We start from the raw sequence: 2510 nt of genomic DNA, 5'->3' as shown, positions 1-2510 counted from the left end.
CGGCAACTCGGGTTTGAGGATCGAGGTCAGCGCATCCACGAAGGGCACGTCGGCCTCGATGCCCGCATAGAGATTCGGCGCCATATTGGCCACCGCGCCCATCAGAAGGCCTCCGGCGGATCCGCCATTGGCCACCACGCGCCGGGGATCGGACCAGCCCAGCGACTGCAGGGCGCGTGTCACATCGATGAAATCCTCGAAACTGTGCTTCTTCTTGAGCCTGCGGCCCTGTTCGTACCATCCGCGGCCCATTTCGCCGCCGCCGCGAATATGCGCCACCGCATACAGCACGCCGCGATCCAGCATGCTCAGCCGCGATACCGCGAACCCGGGGTCGGAGCTGATCTCGTACGCGCCGTATCCGGTGAGGAACGTGGGCGCCGGAACGCCCCCGAACTGCGGATGGCAGACGGACGGCTTCCACACCAACGACACCGGAATCTGCTCGCCGTCGCGCGAGGTGATCCACAGACGATGCTCCACATAGTCATCCGCATGGAAATCGCCCAGGATCGTCGCTCGCTTGAGCAGCACATCCTCGCCGGTCGCCGGGTCCAGCTCATGCAGTTCGCCCGGCAGGATGAAGCTGCCGAAGGAATAGCGCAGTCGGGGCGCGTCGTATGACGGGTTGCCGCCGGCTCCAATCGAGTACAAGTGCTCCGCCCACGGCTTGGCGGTCACGTTGGGCGAGGGCCGCGGCTTCACTTCGCGGAACGCCCACGGACGATCGGCCTTCCAATCCTCAATCGCCTGCCGCTTCGTCATCACGGCCAAATGGGGCAGACCGTCCGCGCGATACGACAGCATCACGAAATGCCGGTGCATCGCGATGCCCTCAATGCCCAAGCCGGCGGCGCCATCCAGAATCGCCGGATTCATGGGATTGTGGTATGGACGTCCCACCGGCATGCCGGCATACTGGCCGCCACGCTCGCAGCCATATGGGGAACCGGAGGCCACCACCGTGCCCTCGTCGAGATCGTAGGGCGGCTGATGCCGGCGCATGTCGATGATGTTGATCTGGAAATTCGGGTTGTTGACATTGTGGTAGACGATGGCGATCGGCACATCGGCTCCGTCGTCCCCCGCGCCTTCGAAGCAGCCAAAGCTCACGTCGTATTCGATGCCCTCGCGCCGCGCGATGAACGGGGTGAACGAGCCCGTCGGATTATCCACCGGCAGAGTCAGCACCTCGGTGGTGGTTTTCGACCCGGTGCCGATCACGATATTGCGCTCGTCGAAGCTGATGCCGACCCCGGCCCAGAAGCGCTCGTCGTCCTCCCGCCAGACCTCCACGTCATCGCCGGCGCTGGTGCCCACGCGATGCCTCCACACCGCATACGGGCGCCACGCCTCATCAACCTTGACATAGAACGCCCAGGCGCCGTCCGGCGTAAGGCATCCGCCACCCGCCACCTGTTCGATCGTTTCCGGCAGATCGACTCCGGTGCTCAGATCGCGGATCTTCAGGTCATACCGTTCGTCGCCGGTCACGTCCACGCCGTACAGCATCCAACGGCCGTCGCGGCTCAGATCAAGTCCGCCGAGACGGAAGAAGTCATGCCCCTCAGCTTCGCGGTTGGCATCGAAGACGATCTGCTCGCCGGGCATCGACCCCGGGGCCGCGGTCACGTCCACATTGGGCGGGGTCCAGTCATCCGGCCCGGCGATGGGGATGCGGCATTGGGTCGCATACTGCTGGCCCTCCCGGGTGCGCGTGAAATACCAATAGCCGTTCAATCGGGTGGGCACCGACATGTCGGTTTGCTGCACGCGCGACTTGAGCTCTTCGAACAGCGTGGTTTTCAGCCCGTTCAACGGGGCCATGCGCGCATTGGTGTAGTCGTTCTGCGCGGCCACATACGCCTGGGTGCGTGGATCGTCCTTGGCCCGCATCCACTCATAGGGGTCAGCAAAGGTGTCGCCGTGGAAGGTGCGTTCCTGCGGTACGCGCTCGGCGGTGGGGTAAGCAGGATCATCATTGGTCATAGTGCCCACCATGCTAGCCGCCCGTACCGTCATCGGGCCGTCGGCTGCTGGGGCGCCGACAGGTCATGCGTTGTGCCGCAGATACGGCAGCATGGTTTTCATCAGATTCGACCCGGTGGTGCCGGTGAACACGGGCACGTCGGTGACCGGCATCGGCTGCGTGGTGGTCACGCCGGCGAGATGCGGCATCATCGGCGATTCCCTGGGCGTGAGCTGACGAATGCCGATGCACAGCACGCGCCCAGGGTACCGCTTTGCGATCGTCGCATACGTGGTGGGGTCCTTCTGGCCGTCATCGCCGATCAGAATGAAGCGCATATGCGGAAAGTCCGCCATCAGCTGCTCGGCGAATTCCAGCTTGTGCTGCACGCCGGAGGGAATGAAGCTTTTCGGTCGGGGGTCCAGGTCGCGTAGCAGCAGCGGCCCCTCCGGATACCCCTGGTATGTGATGAAATGCCGAATGGACGTCTCCACGTTCCAGGGGCTGGTCGACAGATAGAAGAACGGCGCGTCCGGGAACA

2 protein-coding genes are annotated in these 2510 nt (G+C 64.1%); both read right to left on the bottom strand.

Annotated elements, in window-relative coordinates:
* Positions 1 to 2001 (bottom strand): S9 family peptidase (locus B2994_RS01515; RefSeq protein WP_414630617.1); only part of this gene is annotated, 2001 nt, incomplete at its 3' end.
* Between the two features lie 51 nt (positions 2002 to 2052).
* On the bottom strand, positions 2053 to 2510 hold a 458-nt coding region (locus B2994_RS01510), incomplete at its 5' end, for an App1 family protein (RefSeq protein ID WP_291526640.1).

The organism is Bifidobacterium sp. UBA744 (assembly GCA_002298605.1).
Taxonomy (GTDB): domain Bacteria; phylum Actinomycetota; class Actinomycetes; order Actinomycetales; family Bifidobacteriaceae; genus Bifidobacterium.
Note: the sequence above shows the minus strand (reverse complement) of the source record. Positions and strands in the feature narration are given on the sequence as shown.